The 14,714-nt window shown below is 71.8% G+C and carries 13 protein-coding genes; 6 read left to right on the forward strand and 7 right to left on the reverse strand.

Annotated elements, in window-relative coordinates:
- Positions 1 to 85: 85 nt before the first annotated feature.
- Together B4U46_RS21535 and B4U46_RS21540 are read right to left on the reverse strand one after the other, a co-directional pair.
- A complete protein-coding gene (locus B4U46_RS21535; RefSeq protein ID WP_079429332.1) occupies positions 86 to 784 on the reverse strand; it encodes an ester cyclase in 699 nt (232 codons plus the stop codon).
- Between the two features lie 119 nt (positions 785 to 903).
- On the reverse strand, positions 904 to 1,677 hold the full coding sequence (locus tag B4U46_RS21540) for an SDR family NAD(P)-dependent oxidoreductase (protein WP_079429333.1): 774 nt from the start codon (positions 1,675 to 1,677) through the stop codon (positions 904 to 906).
- A gap of 108 nt (positions 1,678 to 1,785) precedes the next feature.
- Between B4U46_RS21540 and B4U46_RS21545 the strand changes: the two genes are divergently transcribed.
- Positions 1,786 to 2,682: a LysR family transcriptional regulator gene (locus B4U46_RS21545; protein WP_079429334.1), complete on the forward strand. Its 897-nt coding sequence runs from the start codon at positions 1,786 to 1,788 to the stop codon at positions 2,680 to 2,682.
- A gap of 4 nt (positions 2,683 to 2,686) precedes the next feature.
- Here B4U46_RS21545 and B4U46_RS21550 read toward each other — a convergent pair whose 3' ends face one another.
- Positions 2,687 to 3,013, reverse strand: a complete 327-nt coding sequence (locus tag B4U46_RS21550; RefSeq protein ID WP_079429335.1) for a WhiB family transcriptional regulator — start codon at positions 3,011 to 3,013, stop codon at positions 2,687 to 2,689.
- A 380-nt stretch (positions 3,014 to 3,393) separates the two neighbouring features.
- On the opposite strand from B4U46_RS21550, the gene B4U46_RS21555 reads away from it, so the two are divergent.
- The 4 genes from B4U46_RS21555 (at position 3,394) to B4U46_RS21570 (ending at position 7,901) form a co-directional block, all read left to right on the forward strand.
- Positions 3,394 to 4,005, forward strand: coding sequence for a response regulator transcription factor (locus tag B4U46_RS21555; RefSeq protein WP_003948568.1), 612 nt, complete (start codon positions 3,394 to 3,396; stop codon positions 4,003 to 4,005).
- 343 nt (positions 4,006 to 4,348) lie between these two features.
- Entirely contained in the window at positions 4,349 to 4,978 is a 630-nt protein-coding gene (locus tag B4U46_RS21560) for a sigma-70 family RNA polymerase sigma factor (protein WP_079429336.1), read from the forward strand.
- A gap of 123 nt (positions 4,979 to 5,101) precedes the next feature.
- Positions 5,102 to 6,610, forward strand: a complete 1,509-nt coding sequence (gene guaB / locus B4U46_RS21565; protein WP_079429337.1) for an IMP dehydrogenase — start codon at positions 5,102 to 5,104, stop codon at positions 6,608 to 6,610.
- Positions 6,611 to 6,776: 166 nt separating this feature from the next.
- Positions 6,777 to 7,901, forward strand: a complete 1,125-nt coding sequence (locus B4U46_RS21570; RefSeq protein WP_079429338.1) for a GuaB3 family IMP dehydrogenase-related protein — start codon at positions 6,777 to 6,779, stop codon at positions 7,899 to 7,901.
- 66 nt (positions 7,902 to 7,967) lie between these two features.
- Here the strand turns inward: B4U46_RS21570 and B4U46_RS21575 are convergent, their stop codons facing one another.
- The 4 genes from B4U46_RS21575 to B4U46_RS21590 all read right to left on the reverse strand — a co-directional run bounded on the left by B4U46_RS21575 (position 7,968) and on the right by B4U46_RS21590 (position 12,657).
- Positions 7,968 to 9,704, reverse strand: coding sequence for a M16 family metallopeptidase (locus B4U46_RS21575; RefSeq protein WP_079429339.1), 1,737 nt, complete (start codon positions 9,702 to 9,704; stop codon positions 7,968 to 7,970).
- Positions 9,705 to 9,715: 11 nt separating this feature from the next.
- Positions 9,716 to 10,684 carry a hypothetical protein gene (locus tag B4U46_RS21580; protein WP_159402110.1) on the reverse strand — a complete coding sequence of 323 codons (969 nt, stop codon included), beginning with the start codon at positions 10,682 to 10,684 and terminating at the stop codon, positions 9,716 to 9,718.
- A gap of 91 nt (positions 10,685 to 10,775) precedes the next feature.
- The gene (locus B4U46_RS21585; protein WP_079429341.1) at positions 10,776 to 11,246 is read right to left on the reverse strand and encodes a hypothetical protein; all 471 of its coding nucleotides are present in this window, start codon (positions 11,244 to 11,246) and stop codon (positions 10,776 to 10,778) included.
- Between the two features lie 181 nt (positions 11,247 to 11,427).
- Positions 11,428 to 12,657: a nucleotide sugar dehydrogenase gene (locus B4U46_RS21590; RefSeq protein ID WP_079429342.1), complete on the reverse strand. Its 1,230-nt coding sequence runs from the start codon at positions 12,655 to 12,657 to the stop codon at positions 11,428 to 11,430.
- Positions 12,658 to 12,910: 253 nt separating this feature from the next.
- Between B4U46_RS21590 and B4U46_RS21595 the strand changes: the two genes are divergently transcribed.
- Positions 12,911 to 14,617: a glycerol-3-phosphate dehydrogenase/oxidase gene (locus B4U46_RS21595; protein WP_079429343.1), complete on the forward strand. Its 1,707-nt coding sequence runs from the start codon at positions 12,911 to 12,913 to the stop codon at positions 14,615 to 14,617.
- Positions 14,618 to 14,714: the final 97 nt, after the last annotated feature.

A 14,714-nucleotide genomic window follows, 5' to 3' on the forward strand; every position in this document is an offset into this window, starting at 1 on the left:
GCCGTCGCCGCTGAGCGCTAGCTGAACGAGAAGGCCCTGGTCACCGCTGCGACGCGGGGGTGACCAGGGCCTCTTGCGTGCCGGCCTACTCGGGCATCATGCCCATCTGCCGCATCAGGCTCGGGGCGTCGTAGTACCACCAGCCCTCGGCGATCTGGCCGTTGTCGAGACGGAAGGTCGTACATCCCGACATCGTCACTTCCTTGCCGGTCGGGGCGACCCCCATGAACGGGCCCTTCTGGTTGCCCTTCCAGTTCCAGAGGGTCGTGACGCAGTCGCCTTCGGCGATCTGCCGGGTCTGCTCGAAGGAGAAGTCGAAGGCTTCCCTCCACGTGCTGATGGTCTGCCGCATGCCGTCGCGGCCGTCGCTCTGGCCCTCGCTCTCCATGATGTCGTGGTCCTTGTAGTCCGCCGCCAGGCACTCGTCCAGGACGGCGAAGTCGCCCTTGAGGATGCACTCCTCGAACATCCGGTTCACGACGAGCTTGTTGAGGTACTCGTCGCGCACCACGTCGAGGTTCATGAACTTGGGCATTCCCTCGCAGAGCGCGACCATCTCCTGGAACATCCGGTCGGTCTCGGGGAGGTGGGAGTTCTTCATCGCCTCCTCGTACGAGGGGAATTCGACGAGGTCCACGTAGTGGGTCTGGGAGTCGCGGTCCCTGCCGATCATGGTGTGGGTGACCGTGCGCTTCCCGCTGGTCTGTTCCGCGTAGCGGTCGATGAGGGCGTTCATCTCGTCGAACCGCCTGGTCTCGTAATCGATTACCTGTACGAACGTCATCGCGTCGCCTCCCCGGGGTGGATGGGACACGTCCAGTTTAGGGAGATTTCACCCCTTTGCCGCGATTACCGACGGGTCATACGGACACCCCGGGGCCTGCCTCCCGCACCCCGCCGCGTCTACTGCGGCCCGTACTTGCGCCCCGTCCGGGAGGAGACCCCGCCGAGCAGCCCGCGCGGCGTCAGCTTCACCACGCCCATCAGCGCCTTGTACCGCGGGTCCGGGATCGAGACCGTCTTCCCGCGCGCCAGGTCGGCCAGCGCGGCGGCCACCAGCTTGTCGGCGTCGAGCCACAGCCAGCCCGGGATGTTGTCGGTGCCCATCCCGGCCCGCTGGTGGAACTCGGTCCGCACGAAGCCCGGGCACAGCGCCATCAGCCGCACCCCGGACCCCGCCAGGTCCCGGGCCGCGCCCTGGGTGAACTGCACGACCCAGGCCTTGCTGGCGCCGTAGGTGCCGCGCGGGACGAAGGCGGCCACCGAGGCCACGTTCACGACCCCGCCGCGGCCGCGCGAGCGCATCGAGGCCGTGGCCGCCGAGGTCAGCCGCAGCACCGCCTCGATGTGCACCTTCAGCATGGCCAGCTCGTCGGCCATGGAGACCTCCAGGTAGCGGCCCTTGTTGCCGAACCCGGCGTTGTTGACCAGCAGGTCCACCGGGTGCGTACGGTCCCCGAGGCGGGTCTCGACCGCCGCGATGCCCTCCTCCGTGGACAGGTCGGCGGCCAGGACCTCGGCCTCGATGCCGTGCCGGTCGTGCAGCTCGGTGGCCTGCTCGGCCAGCCGCTTCGTGTCCCGGGCCACCAGGACGAGGTTGTGGCCCTGGGCGGCGAGCCGCCGGGCGAAGGCGGCGCCGATGCCCGCCGTGGATCCAGTGATCAACGCAGTCGTCATGTGCGCAAAATAGCCGCCCGGGCCCTGCGCCCCCACCCTGCGGGGCCCGTTCCCAAAGGTCCGGCCGAAGATTGCGGCCGGAGCAAAAGGCGGGCTTATGCTCGAAGGGTGATTGAGGCACGCCACCTGCGGATCCTGCGCGCTGTCGCCGGGACCGGTTCCTTCTCCGCCGCCGCCCGCGAGCTCGGCTGCACCCAGCCCGCCGTCTCCCAGCAGATGAAGGCCCTGGAACAGTCGGCCGGCACCCCGCTGCTGGTCCGTACGGGCCGCGAGATGCGGCTGACCCAGGCGGGGGAAGCGCTCGTGCGGCACGCCGCCGGGATCCTGGCCGGGCTGACCGCCGCCGAGGAGGAGGTCGCCGCCATCGCCGGGCTGCGCGCCGGGCGGGTGCGGCTCGTCTCCTTCCCCAGCGGCAGTTCCACGCTGGTGCCGACCGCGCTCGCGGCGATGCGCGCCGAGCACCCGGGCACCCGCATCTCCCTGGTGGAGGCGGAGCCGCCGCGTTCGGTGGAGATGCTGCGCGAGGGGGACTGCGACCTGGCGCTGGCCTTCCGCTACGGCGGGGCGGCGGCCGTGGCCGAGTGGGAGGACCTCGTGGTCACCCCGCTGCTGACCGACCGGCTCGTCGGGCTGGTGCCCGAGGGGCACCGGCTGGCCGGTGCCGGGCGGGTGCGCATGGCCGAGCTGGCCGACGAGCCGTGGATCGCGGGCTGTCCGCGCTGCCGCCGCCATCTGGTGGAGGTGTGCGAGGGCGCGGGCTTCACCCCGCGCATCGACTTCGCCACCGACGACTACCCGGCCGTGGTCGGACTGGTCGGCGCGGGGCTGGGCGTGGCGGTGCTGCCGGAGCTGGCGGTGGAGTCCGTGCGGGCCAAGGGCGTGAGCGCCCTGGCGGTGGAGCCGGCGGTGGAGCGGGAGGTCGTGGCGCTGACGCTGCCCGACCTGGCCCGCGTGCCGGCGGTGGCGGCGACCCTGGGGGAGCTGGTGCGGGCCGCCGCCCGCTGACGGGTCAGTGGGGGGCGATCGGGCCGATCGTGCTGGAGGCGGGGATCAGGCGGTGCCGCGCGCGGCCCATCAGCTCCTCGCGTTCGTCCTCGGTGAGGCCGCCCCACACCCCGTAGGGCTCGCGGACGGCGAGTGCGTGCGCGGCGCATTCCGCGCGCACCGGGCAGCGCATGCAGACCTCTTTAGCCGAGGCCTCGCGCGCACTCCTGGCCGCACCCCGCTCACCCTCCGGGTGGAAGAAGAGGGAGCTGTCGACCCCTCGGCAGGCTGCCAGCAGCTGCCAGTCCCAGAGGTCGGCGTTCGGTCCGGGGAGGCGGGAGAAATCTGCCATGGGTAGTCCTCTTGGTGCCGGTACTGAGGCGGATACGGTCCATGTCTCCACACCTACTGTCGTAGTAGATGTAAATATGACTCATTGGGAATCTAGCCTCAGGCACATGCAAAACGGAAGGAAAGCCGCCAAATAGGGCATAGCTCCAGATGGAGGGCGCGGGACGGGGTGGCTCCAGCGCTGTGATCGCTTCCTCACGTAGAGTGCCGAAGGTGTCCGTCCGACCCGTAACTCTTTCGAGTGACCATCGTTGAGAGAGCGAGTGCGGTTGAAACGAGAAGTTCCCGGACAGATGTCCGAGGACGTCGACCGCACAGGTGACGATACGTACCAGCCTGGAGGCTCAAGGTGACGCGCATCAGCAGCTGCGGAGGGCGGTCATGACTTCCGTCCTCGTCTGCGACGACTCCCCGCTTGCCCGAGAGGCGCTCCGTCGCGCGGTTGCCACCGTGCCCGGCGTCGAGCGTGTGACGACGGCTGCCAACGGCGAGGAAGTCCTCCGCCGCTGGGGTGCCGACCGGTCCGACCTGATTCTGATGGACGTACGGATGCCCGGCCTCGGCGGTGTCGAGACCGTGCGCCGGCTCCTGTCCGCCGACCCGGGCGCCCGCATCATCATGCTGACGGTCGCCGAGGACCTGGACGGCGTGGCCCTCGCGGTCGCCGCCGGCGCCCGCGGCTACCTGCACAAGGACGCCTCGCGCGCCGAACTGCGGGCCACGGTCACCCAGGCGCTCGCCGACCCGACCTGGCGGCTGGCCCCGCGCCGGCTGCGCTCGGCGGAGATGGGCGCCGCGCCCACCCTCACCGCGCGCGAGATCCAGGTGCTGGAGGGCATGAGCCACGGCCGGTCCAACGCGGAGATCGGGCGCGAGCTCTTCCTCTCCGAGGACACGGTCAAGACGCACGCCCGCAGGCTCTTCAAGAAGCTCGGCGCCTCGGACCGGGCGCACGCCGTGGCGCTCGGCTTCCGCTGGGGTCTCGTCCGCTGACCGCGGGAGGGGCGTCCGGCTGACCGGAGCGGTCCCGTCCGCCGGTGGGCGGGCGGGGCGGCAGGCTCGCCGGGGGAGACGGGGCGGGAAAGTCCCGTCCCGACCGGTGTCCCGCCGGGGATTGACGGGGCACAATCCAGGGGACGTGTCGCTTCGGGCGCGATGCCGCATCCTTGATGGTGTGCCGCATTCTTGGAGAGGTCGAGTCCTCGGGGACGACGATTCGGGCCGAGCGGAGGGGAGGGCGCAGAAGATGGGTTCCGGCGCACCCGCTCATAACGCTTCGACGCACAACACGGACCGCGATGCCACGAACGCTCCGGCGCCAAGGCACCATGGATTGATGCGCGACGACGAGGCCCTGGGGTCATCCCCGGCCACAGGCCCCACCGGCGCCGCCAAAGGCGGCAACGCCGGGCCCGTCAGTGCGCTCGTGCGCCGCGCGGTCGACGGTGACGAACAGGCCACGCACGATCTGCTGGCCTTCGTGCACCCCCTCGCCATCCGCTACTGCCGCACCCGGCTGTCGCGGCTCCCGGGTGATGCCCGCCACTTCGTCGAGGACCTGGCGCAGGAGGTGTGCGTCGCCGTCCTGATGGCGCTGCCCCGCTACCGGGACACCGGCCGTCCCTTCGAGGCGTTCGTCTTCGCCATCGCCGCGCACAAGGTCGCCGACCTCCAGCGGGCCGCCATGCGGCACCCGGGGAGCACGGCCGTCCCGTCCGACGAGATGCCGGAGCGGCCGGACGACTCGCTCGGCCCGGAGGAGCGGGCGCTGCTCAGCAGTGACGCCGCCTGGGCCAAGAAGCTGCTGGCCAACCTGCCGGAGAACCAGCGCGAGCTGCTCGTGCTGCGTGTGGCCGTCGGGCTGACCGCCGAGGAGACCGGCCAGATGCTCGGCATGTCCCCGGGCGCGGTGCGGGTCGCGCAGCACCGGGCGCTGAGCCGGCTGCGGGCGCTCGCGGAGCAGTGAGCCCGGTGTTTTCCGTCGTAGGAAGCTACGAATCTTCTGGTTGACCTTGGTCGTGGAATGAGACGCCTCGGTATCCCGTTAGCATGGACATCCGCGCTGAGCAAGACCATTTGGGAAGGTGTCATGACCGACAGCGGTTCGACTGGAGTGCCCGACAAATTCGCCGCGCTCGGACTGACCTACGACGACGTGCTGCTGCTGCCGGGCGCGTCGGACATGGCTCCGGACGAGATCGACACTTCCTCCCTCATCTCGCGCAACGTCCGTGTGAACGTTCCGCTGCTTTCCGCGGCCATGGACAAGGTCACCGAGTCCCGGATGGCCATCGCGATGGCCCGCCAGGGCGGCGTCGGCGTCCTGCACCGCAACCTCTCCATCGCCGACCAGGCCAACCAGGTCGACCTGGTCAAGCGCTCCGAGTCCGGCATGGTCACCGACCCGATCACGGTCCACCCGGACGCGACGCTGCGCGAGGCCGACGAGCTCTGCGCGAAGTTCCGCATCTCCGGCGTCCCGGTCACCGACTCCGCCGGCAAGCTGCTCGGCATCGTCACCAACCGCGACATGGCCTTCGAGTCGGACCGCAGCCGCCAGGTGCGCGAGGTCATGACCCCGATGCCGCTGGTCACGGGCAAGGTCGGCATCTCCGGCGTGGACGCCATGGAGCTGCTGCGCCGCCACAAGATCGAGAAGCTTCCGCTGGTCGACGAGGCGGGCATCCTCAAGGGCCTCATCACGGTCAAGGACTTCGTCAAGGCGGAGAAGTACCCGAACGCCGCCAAGGACAAGGACGGCCGCCTGCTGGTCGGCGCCGCCGTCGGCGTCGCCGGTGACGCCTACGAGCGCGCCCAGGCCCTGATCGAAGCGGGCGCCGACTTCATCGTCGTCGACACCGCCCACGGCCACTCCCGCCTGGTCGGCGACATGGTCGCCAAGATCAAGTCGAACTCCTCCGTCGACGTCATCGGCGGCAACGTCGCCACCCGCGACGGCGCCCAGGCCCTGATCGACTCGGGCGTCGACGGCATCAAGGTCGGCGTCGGCCCCGGCTCCATCTGCACCACCCGCGTCGTCGCCGGCATCGGCGTCCCGCAGGTCACCGCGATCTACGAGGCCTCGCTGGCCGCCAAGGCCGCGGGCGTCCCCGTCATCGGCGACGGCGGCCTCCAGTACTCCGGCGACATCGCCAAGGCCCTGGTCGCGGGCGCCGACACGGTGATGCTCGGCTCGCTGCTCGCGGGCTGCGAGGAGTCCCCGGGCGAGCTGCTGTTCATCAACGGCAAGCAGTTCAAGTCGTACCGCGGCATGGGCTCGCTCGGCGCCATGCAGTCCCGCGGCGACCGCAAGTCCTTCTCCAAGGACCGCTACTTCCAGGAGGGGGTCGGCGGCGACGACAAGCTGATCCCCGAGGGCATCGAGGGCCAGGTGCCCTACCGCGGCCCGCTGTCCGCGGTGGTCCACCAGCTCGTCGGCGGCCTGCGCCAGTCGATGTTCTACGTCGGCGGCCGCACGGTGCCGGAGCTCCAGGACCGCGGCCGGTTCGTCCGGATCACCTCGGCGGGCCTCAAGGAGAGCCACCCGCACGACATCCAGATGACGGTGGAAGCGCCGAACTACAGCCGCCAGGGCTGAACACGATGACCGCCCGGAGGGGCGGGCCCGCCCGGGCCCGCCCCTCCGGCGCGTCCGCGCACGCCCCGCACGCCGCGCGCGTGCGTCCGTACAGCGGTCACCGGAACGCGGGTCCCCGGGGTTCGGGGATACTGGACGGGCAGACCCAGAGGAAAGGCCACCACACGTGACTGAGATCGAGATCGGGCGCGGCAAGCGCGGCCGCCGGGCGTACGCCTTCGACGACATCGCCATCGTCCCCAGCCGGCGTACGCGGGACCCGAAGGAGGTCTCGATCGCCTGGCAGATCGACGCGTACCGCTTCGAGCTCCCCTTCCTGGCCGCCCCCATGGACTCCGTGGTCTCCCCGCAGACCGCCATCCGCATCGGCGAGCTCGGCGGCCTCGGCGTGCTGAACCTCGAGGGCCTGTGGACCCGCTACGAGGACCCGCAGCCGCTGCTCGACGAGATCGCGGAGCTGGACGAGGACGCCGCCACCCGGCGCCTCCAGGAGATCTACGCCGCGCCGATCCAGGCCGACCTGATCCGGCAGCGGATCAAGGAGGTGCGCGACTCAGGTGTCGTCACCGCCGCCGCGCTCTCCCCGCAGCGCACCGCCGAGTTCTCCAAGGCCGTCGTGGACGCGGGCGTCGACATCTTCGTCATCCGCGGCACCACCGTGTCGGCGGAGCACGTCTCGGGCGCGGCCGAGCCGCTGAACCTCAAGCAGTTCATCTACGAGCTCGACGTCCCGGTCATCGTCGGCGGCTGCGCCACCTACACGGCGGCCCTGCACCTGATGCGCACCGGCGCGGCGGGCGTCCTCGTCGGCTTCGGCGGCGGCGCCGCGCACACCACGCGCAACGTCCTCGGCATCCAGGTCCCGATGGCCACGGCCGTCGCGGACGTGGCCGCGGCCCGCCGCGACTACATGGACGAGTCCGGCGGCCGGTACGTGCACGTCATCGCCGACGGCGGGGTGGGCTGGTCGGGTGACATCCCCAAGGCCGTGGCCTGCGGCGCCGACGCCGTGATGATGGGCTCCCCGCTGGCCCGTGCCACGGACGCGCCCGGCCGGGGCAACCACTGGGGCATGGAGGCCGTCCACGAGGACGTGCCGCGCGGCAAGAAGGTCAACCTGGGCACGGTCGGCACCACCGAGGAGATCCTCACCGGCCCGTCGCACACCCCGGACGGCTCGATGAACCTCTTCGGCGCCCTGCGCCGCTCGATGGCCACGACCGGCTACAGCGAGCTCAAGGAGTTCCAGCGCGTCGAGGTCACGGTCGCGGACTCCCAGCACCGCCGCTGACCCGTCTGCCCGTACACACGCCGGAGGGCCGGCACCCCGAGCGGGGTGCCGGCCCTCCGGCGTGTTTCAGCCGAGCCCGCGTTGACGGCGGCGCAGCAGGACGGCCCACGGGATCAGGAACACCGCCGCGAGGATCCAGATGATGACCAGGCCCTCCCACTCGTCGGAGCCCTGGGCATCCGGCTCGGAGACCATGGCGAGGGCGGCGATGGCCGCGAAGGCGCCGGACAGCAGCGCGGGGATGCCGAGCAGCCACAGCACCGCGGTGAGCCAGGCCTCGCGGGGCTGCGGCCCCTTCGGTGCGGCCGCCGCTGCCGGGCGGGGCTGCGGGATGCGGGACGGGTCGCGGGGCGGCATGCGCACCACCACGGCGGGCGGGACGCCGGCGTCCACGGGAGCCAGTTCGGCCGCCGTGATCCCGAACAGGGTCGGCTCGACCGTGATGCTGAAACCGTCGTGGCCCACGAGGTGGCGGCCGCCGTCCGGGTAGACCTGCATCAGGGAGCACTCGGCGTACCGGACGGTCAGCCGGCAGTTCGGGCGGACCACGCTGAGCCCGTCGTGTGCCACGAGCAGGGTGGTGTCGCGGTCCTCCACCGCGGAGTAGCGCCGTCCGGTGACGAAGTCCTCCGACCCGGTGGGGGCCTCGGTGAGCCCGGCCCAGTCCACGCCCCGGCCCGGGACCTGCATGAGGGCGCTCGCCCACACCTCGCGCGCGATCCGCTGGAGGTCGGCGACGGTGACCGCCTCGATCTCGGCGCGGGACTCGGCGTAGCTGAGGGAGGGGTGGCGCAGCAGCAGGTTCATCGCCTCGGAGGGGAGCTTGGCCATGGCCGGCTCCGGATGGTCGAACTGGCTGAGCACGGAGGTGCGCACGGCCGCCAGGTCGGCCTGCTCGATGCGGCCGGCGCGGAGTTTGGCGAGGACGTCGACGAAGGCGCCGATCATCGCGTCCTGCTTCTCGGGCAGGGCGTCGGCGTACGCGGTGAGGGTCGCCCAGTCGGTGTCCCGCGGGCTGTAGTCGGCGGCCGCGGTGTAGGAGTAGCCGCCCTTCTGGCGCAGTTCGCGGAAGAGCTCCCTGCCGAGCAGTTCGGCGAACAGGCTGCCCGCCGTCGAGCGGGGGATGACGGAGGTCAGTACGGCGACGCCGTCGGGGCCCCGGAAGTAGGCGGGCGTGGTGGGCAGGGCGGAGGTGGGCTGCGGGGCGGGCCGCCACTGGCCGGTGGGGAGGGTGAGGTCGAGCCCCTCGGGGAGGGTGTCGCTGGTGATCCACAGGACGGCGTTCTCGGCGGTGAACCAGGTGGCGGCCCAGTCGTGGACGTCGGCGGGCGTGAGCCGGTGCAGTCCGGACTCGCCGTAGCTGGTCAGGCCGTAGCCCCGGGAGCCGTAGCGCCACAGGGGCATGTCGTGGGCGGGGCCCTGGGAGCGGTGGGCGGCCTCGGTGCGCAGGATCTCCTTCTCGGTCGCCAGCCGGTGCAGGGGCAGGTTGCGCAGGGCGGCGCAGACGCCGTTGAGGTACTCGGCCACGTCGGCGGGGGTGCCGGTGACGTGGAAGTGGGTGTAGGTGGAGGCGGTCGCGCCGTTGTAGTGCAGGTCGCTCAGGCCGTGGTGGTGCAGGGCGAGGTGCTCGACCAGGTGGGTGACACCGCTGGTGGCGAGGGTCTCGTCGGCGCGGCCGACGCGGAAGAGCAGGCCCGCGGTCACGGGGCCGGAGCCGGGCGCGAGGACGGTCCGGATGCCGTTGACGGTGGTGTGGGTGATGCCGTCTTCGGTGGTGTGGCCGGACGGGGTTTCCGTGGTCATGGTGGTCTTCCTCAGCCCTGGGCCAGGGCGGTCTTGCGGTGACGGGCGAACACGGCCGAGTGGTCCGCGCCGAGGTAGCCCCAGGGGAACTCGGTGGTGCGGTCGCCGAGGGCGCGGAAGTGCGGGGCGGCGTCGGCGTGGCGGCCCGCGGCGCTGTGGGCGGTGGCGAAGGCGCTGTGGGCGCCGACGTAGGTGAAGGAGTCGGTACGGGCGGCCGGGTGCAGGACGGAGCGGGCGGCGGCATGCAGCAGCGCGGTGTGCTGGATGGGCTCGCGCAGATACGTTTCGGCGGCGCGGGTGTTCTGGTCCCGCTGGATCTCCAGGTACCGCTCCATCTGGGCGACGGCGACCAGTGCTCCCTGCGGGCCGCCCTCGGGCGCGGCTTCGGCGCAGGCACGGGCGAAGCCCTCGGCCGCCTCCCAGCTGCCGCCCCACTTCGGGCAGAGCTGCTGGAGCAGCTGGGACTGGCCCGAGTAGTGGTGGGGGTGGTATTCGGCGAGCCGCTCGTAGCGGCGCCGGGCCTCGCCCTGGCCCAGTTCGAGCCCGCGCGCGGTGGTGATGCGCAGGTACCAGGCGAGGGCGTACGCCGGGTACTCGGCGCAGACGTCGATGAGCAGGACCTCGGCGTGCCGCAGGTGCGCGTGGAAGGAGTCGAACTGCTGGCGGCTCACGTGCTCGGCGCGCGCGCCGCTGCGGATCTCCCAGCCGGCCTGGATCAGGTGGTTGGCGTAGAGCGTGCGGAAGAGCGGGTGGCCAGGGTGGCCGGCCGCGGTCTCGCGGAGGAAGTCCCCGCAGCCGGGGGTCTCCGCCACGGTCCAGGAGGCGCTGGCGCGGGCGTCCTCGTCGGGCAGGGCTTCGAAAGCGGCGGCGACGGACTTCGCGTCGCGGAACTGGACTGCCGAGCGCAGGACGGCCAGGTCCCGGATGTACTCGGTGGGTTCGGTGAGCGGCCGGCCGAGCGGCGGCGTGAGAGCAGACACGCCGCGGATCATATGACCGGCGCCGCGGATTCCGACAGTGGGTCCGGGGCGCCGGTTCGGGGGAAAGTTCCTGCTCAGCGCGTTGCGGTCGTCACGCGGCGGTCTTGCGGCCGACCTGGAAGGCGGCGTAGCCGCCGATGGCGAGGAACAGGAACGTCAGCGGGTTCACGCCTTCCTTCCAGCTGTCGATCACGTCGGAGGTCCGGTTCGTCAGGACGTCCACGACGCTCTCGGAGAGCTGGTCGGCGCCGTCGAGGGCGATGCCGAACAGCTGGCCGGCGAGCACGGCGGCCACGGAGACCAGGGTGGCGACGACCGGCAGGACGGCGTTGCGGCCGCCGAGCTTGCCGGCGGCGAAGCCGACCAGGGCGCCGACGCCGACCGCCGCGTAGCTGATCTCGTGGTGGGTGGCCTTGACGATCGCGCCGTAGACACCGGCGGCCGCGAGGCCGGCCACGACGGCGGCGAGGACACCCAGGGCCACGTTGCCGCCGCGGGCCGGCGCCTGGGCGGGGGCCGGGGTGTAGGACGAGGGCGCGGGCGGCTGGAAGTTCTGGCTCATGCGGGAAATCCCCCCCAGGGATTCGGGCGCACGTGTGCCCGGTGGGCATAAGTGCGAGATAAGTGACGCCGCAGGCTAGCAGGGGACTACGGCATTCGACGGAGGGATTTCGGTCGGATGATCGGGTGCGCGGCGGGATGTGATCGGACCGGGACCGGGCCGTGACCTGCGGTGGGGGTGGTCAGAGGCGGTGGGCCGCGCCCGCCGGGCTGGCGCCGCGGGTGTCGAGGAGGAGCTGGGCCTTCACCGCCAGGCCCTGCAGGTCGTACGTGCGGTGGTGCTGGAGCAGGATCGTCAGGTCGGCGTTCGCGGCGGCCTCGTACAGGGAGTCGGCACGCGGGACGGGCTGGTCGCGGACCCGCCAGCCCGCGATGTACGGGTCGTGGTAGCTGATCAGGGCGCCCAGGTCGAGCAGGCGGCTGGCGATCTCGCCGGCGGGTGAGCCCTCCTGGTCGGCGAGGTCGGGCTTGTAGGTGACGCCCAGCAGGAGGACGCGGGCGCCGCGGGCGGATTTGCCGTGCTCGTTCAGCAGGGTGGCGCAGCGCTGGATGACGTATTGCGGCATCCGGTCGTTGATCTCCTGCGCGAGGCCGACCATGCGCAGGGGGTGGCCGGGGGTGCGGGCGGTGTGGGGGAGGTAGTTCGGGTCGAGCGGGACGCCGTGGCCGCCGACGCCGGGGCCGGGCCGGAAGGCCTGGAACCCGTACGGCTTGGTCTCGGCGCAGCGGATCACGTCCCACAGGTCGACGCCGAGGTCGTGGCAGAGGACCGCCATCTCGTTCATGAGGGCGATGTTGACGTGCCGGTAGTTGGTCTCCAGGAGCTGCACGGTCTCGGCCTCGCGCAGGCCGCGGGCCCGGACGACCTTCTCGGTGAGGCGGGCGTAGAAGGCGTGCGCGGACTCGGTGCAGGCGGGGGTGAGGCCGCCGATGACCTTGGGGGTGTTGGCGATGGTGTGGGTGCGGTTGCCGGGGTCGAGGCGGCTGGGGGAGTAGGCCAGGTGGAAGTCGCGTCCGGCGCGCAGGCCGGAGCCCTCTTCGAGGATGGGCCGCAGGTAGTCCTCGGTGACCCCGGGGTGGGCGGCGGACTCCAGGATCACGGTGGTGTGCGGGCGCAGCCGGGCGGCGAGGGTGCGGCCGGCCGCGCCGACGGCGCCGAGGTCGAGCGCGCGGTCGGCGCCGAGCTGGGTGGGGGCGCAGATGACGGCCGTGCGGACCCGGCCGAGTTCGGCGGGGTTGGTGGTGACGCGGAAGCCGGCCGCCGACATACGGCGGATCTCGGCGGCGGTGAGGGGGCTGTCCGTGGCGGGGCCGCTGTCGTAGCCGACGGTCTCGATCCCGGCGGCGACGGCCGCCTGGGCGAGGGGGAGGCCGAGGTGGCCGAGTCCGATGACGGCGAGATCTGCGGGCATGGGGGGCCGTCCCTTCCCTTCCCTGGCATGCATGAGGGGGCGGTGCGCGCAAGTCCTGTGGACGAATGGAGCTGGCGCAATGTCAGACTAGGCGTATATATGACAGATATGTCGCATTCTGGGGGTGTGGCCATCCCTGTGTTGTCCACAGCCGGTGGCTGATGTCGGTGCGGCCGGTCAGAATCGGAAAACGGGAGATGTGAGCGGGATCACCCGCATCGAGCGGGTTCGCCCGCACCAACGGGAGGCAGCCGTGAGGACAGCGACACTGGGGCCCGCGCAGCGCGCGGAAGCCCTCGCCGGGATGGCCGAGCGGGAACTGGACGTGCTGGTCGTCGGCGCGGGGGTGGTCGGCGCCGGCACCGCGCTCGACGCGGTGACCAGGGGCCTGTCGACCGGGCTGGTGGAGGCGCGCGACTGGGCGTCGGGGACGTCGAGCCGGTCCAGCAAGCTCATCCACGGGGGCCTGCGCTATCTGGAGATGCTCGACTTCGCCCTGGTCCGCGAGGCCCTCAAGGAGCGCGGGCTGCTGCTGGAGCGGCTCGCCCCGCACCTGGTGAAGCCGGTGCCGTTCCTGTACCCGCTCCAGCACAAGGTGTGGGAGCGGTTCTACGCGGGCTCGGGCGTCGCCCTGTACGACGCGATGTCGGTCTCCAGCGGGCACGGGCGCGGCCTGCCCACGCACCGGCACCTGTCGCGCAAGCGGGCGCTGCGGATCGCCCCGGCGCTGCGCAAGGACGCCCTGGTGGGGGCCCTGCAGTACTACGACGCCCAGATGGACGACGCCCGCTACGTGACCACGCTGGTCCGGACGGCCGCTGCGTACGGGGCGCACTGCGCCAACGGGGCGAAGGTCGTCGGCTTCCTGCGCGAGGGCGAACGGGTGGTCGGGGCCCGCGTGCGCGACGTGGAGAGCGGCGGCGAATACGAGATCCGCGCCAAGCAGGTGGTGAACGCGACCGGGGTGTGGACGGACGACACCCAGGCGCTGATCGGAGAGCGCGGACAGTTCCATGTGCGGGCGTCCAAGGGCATCCACCTCGTGGTCCCGAAGGACCGGATCCACTCCAACACCGGACTGATCCTGCGGACCGAGAAGTCGGTGCTGTTCGTGATCCCCTGGGGGCGGCACTGGATCGTGGGCACCACGGACACGGACTGGGACCTGGACAAGGCGCACCCGGCGGCGTCGAGCGCCGACATCGACTACCTGCTGGAGCACGTGAACTCGGTGCTGGCGGTGCCGCTGACCCGGGACGACGTCCAGGGCGTCTACGCCGGCCTGCGGCCGCTGCTGGCGGGGGAGTCCGACGCGACGAGCAAGCTCTCGCGCGAGCACACCGTGGCCCACCCGGTGCCGGGACTGGTGGTGGTGGCCGGCGGCAAGTACACGACGTACCGGGTGATGGCCAAGGACGCCGTGGACGAGGCGGTGCACGGGCTGGACCAGCGGGTCGCCCAGTGCGTCACGGAGGACGTCCCCCTGGTGGGGGCCGAGGGCTACCGCGCCCTGTGGAACGGCCGGGCCCGCATCGCCGCGCGGACGGGCCTGCATGCGGTGCGGGTGGAGCACCTGCTGAACCGGTACGGGTCGCTGACGGAGGAACTGCTCGAGCTGATCGCGGCCGACCCGGCGCTGGGGGAGCCGGTGACCGGGGCGGAGGACTACCTGCGGGCGGAGATCGTCTACGCCGCTTCGCACGAGGGGGCCCGGCACCTGGACGACGTGCTGACCCGGCGGACCCGCATCTCGATCGAGACCTTCGACCGGGGGACCCGCTCGGCGCGCGAATGCGCGGAACTGGTGGCTCCGGTGCTGGGCTGGGACAAGCGGCAGATCGAGAACGAAGTGGAGCACTACGAGAAGAGAGTTCAGGCGGAGCGCGAATCGCAGCGCCAGCCGGACGACCAGACGGCCGACGCGGCCCGGCTGGGGGCGCCCGACATCGTGCCGTTGTAACTCCGCGATCCGGACGGGGGAACCGCTGGCCCCGGGGCTCCCGTCCGATGCGGAGTGAGCAACAATGAGGTTTCTGCCGGGGTGGGTTACCTTGCCC

The sequence above is a fragment of the Streptomyces katrae genome (assembly GCF_002028425.1).
Classification (GTDB): domain Bacteria; phylum Actinomycetota; class Actinomycetes; order Streptomycetales; family Streptomycetaceae; genus Streptomyces; species Streptomyces katrae_A.